The organism is Klebsiella sp. MS 92-3, from assembly GCF_000195655.1.
Lineage (GTDB): Bacteria > Pseudomonadota > Gammaproteobacteria > Enterobacterales > Enterobacteriaceae > Klebsiella > Klebsiella pneumoniae.
In genome coordinates, this window is record NZ_GL882869.1 from 64926 (window position 1) to 66528 (window position 1603).

At 53.2% G+C, this 1603-nt stretch carries 2 protein-coding genes; one reads left to right on the forward strand and one right to left on the reverse strand.

All coding sequences use genetic code 11. The annotated features are described in order from the left end of the window. Positions 1-5: 5 nt before the first annotated feature. Positions 6-878, reverse strand: coding sequence for a C40 family peptidase (locus tag HMPREF9538_RS01180; protein ID WP_004151204.1), 873 nt, complete (start codon positions 876-878; stop codon positions 6-8). A 340-nt stretch (positions 879-1218) separates the two neighbouring features. Between HMPREF9538_RS01180 and HMPREF9538_RS01175 the strand changes: the two genes are divergently transcribed. Further along, entirely contained in the window at positions 1219-1566 is a 348-nt protein-coding gene (locus HMPREF9538_RS01175; RefSeq protein WP_002907768.1) for a Grx4 family monothiol glutaredoxin, read from the forward strand. The last annotated feature ends 37 nt before the right edge of the window (positions 1567-1603 follow it).

A 1603-nucleotide genomic window follows, 5' to 3' on the forward strand; every position in this document is an offset into this window, starting at 1 on the left:
GGGGATCAGCGAATGGTTTTCGGCGTCATGACGCGACGAGCGCCGACATAATGGCGAACCCAGTAATCCTCGCTCAGGGAGGTGATTTGAATATCACGACCTGTGCGCGGCGACTGAATGAATTTTCCGTTGCCGACGTAGACGCCGACATGGTCGGCAGCGCCCCGTCCGCGGGTGCGGAAGAAGACTAAATCGCCGCTCTGCAGTTCATCACGATCCACCGGACGCGCATCGCGCAGGTGGTACATTTCGTTGGCCGTACGCGGGATGTGGATCTTGACCAGGTCCTTATAGGCGTAATAGACCAGCCCGCTGCAGTCAAACCCGGTGCGCGGCGAGGTGCCGCCCCAGCGATAGGGTTTACCCAACTGGCCCATCAGTTTATTCATCGCGGTACTTTGCGCTTTTTGCACCCGGACCTTGTGGGCGTCGGCGATCGTTAAATTCGCTTCGCTGGCCTCGGGCTTACAGCGTTTTTTATAGCCCTTGCGCACCACGCATTTGCTTTTGACGCTGTTTAGCGCCAGGGTCGGCTCGGCGCTGGCGGCGACCGTTTTCGCGCACTGCTTTTTATAACCTTTACGCAGCACGCATTTTTTCGTCGCGCCGGCGGCCTGACGATGAAGTGCGGTTTGGCTTGCTGCGGTAGTGCGGGTAGGGAGCCGGGTGCGCGAGGACTTTTTACTGGTGGTTTTAGCGGTGGTTTTAGTTTTTTGACTGGTTGCTTTTTTCTTGCGCTCTGAGCCACTTTTCGCGGGCAACGCTTTTGGCGAAGCGGAGGCGTGCGTATGCCCTGATGCCTGAGCCAGTGGCGTGAATGAGATAGACGTGAACAGTAATGCACAGAGCGATATCGCGATTTTGTTTAGCCGCGCCACTGAGCAATCCCCTGATTAATTACAGACATGTACAAATGCCTGACGATGAATGACAAACCGGAATGATTCTAAAGCATAAAAAGCCGGAAAGTTAATATTCTTTTGTATCAAAAATGTCGATTGGTTAACGATTGCAAGAAAACGCGTCAGACATTGACCGCCTCGCACAGAAAATGCGCAATGAGCGCCCGCCTGTGACCGCAAAATGATATTTTTAAGGCAACTTCGCGCAACAGAAGATAAAATATGAATAGTGAAAAAAATGTTATTATCCGTCCTGCCTACAGGACGCTACAATGACAAGTTACTGCCGTAGAAAGAAGTTTAAGGAAGCACGACAATGAGCTCGACTTTAGAAAAGATCCAACGCCAAATCGCTGAAAACCCGATCCTGTTGTACATGAAAGGGTCGCCGAAGCTGCCAAGCTGCGGTTTCTCTGCCCAGGCCGTTCAGGCGCTGTCCGCCTGCGGCGAACGTTTTGCTTACGTTGATATCCTGCAGAACCCGGATATCCGCGCCGAGCTGCCTAAATACGCCAACTGGCCGACTTTCCCGCAGCTGTGGGTAGACGGTGAACTGGTGGGCGGCTGCGATATCGTCATCGAAATGTACCAGCGCGGTGAACTGCAGCAGCTGATCAAAGAGACGGCGGCAAAGTACCATACCGACGAGCCAAAAGCGGAGTAATTCCCGCCATCAGTAAAAAAGCGACTTCCTGGAAGTC

Coding starts and splice junctions, on each gene's coding strand:
- HMPREF9538_RS01175 (WP_002907768.1), top strand. CDS start 1,219: ATGAGCTCGACTTTAGAAAAGATCCAACGCCAAATCGCTGAAAACCCG.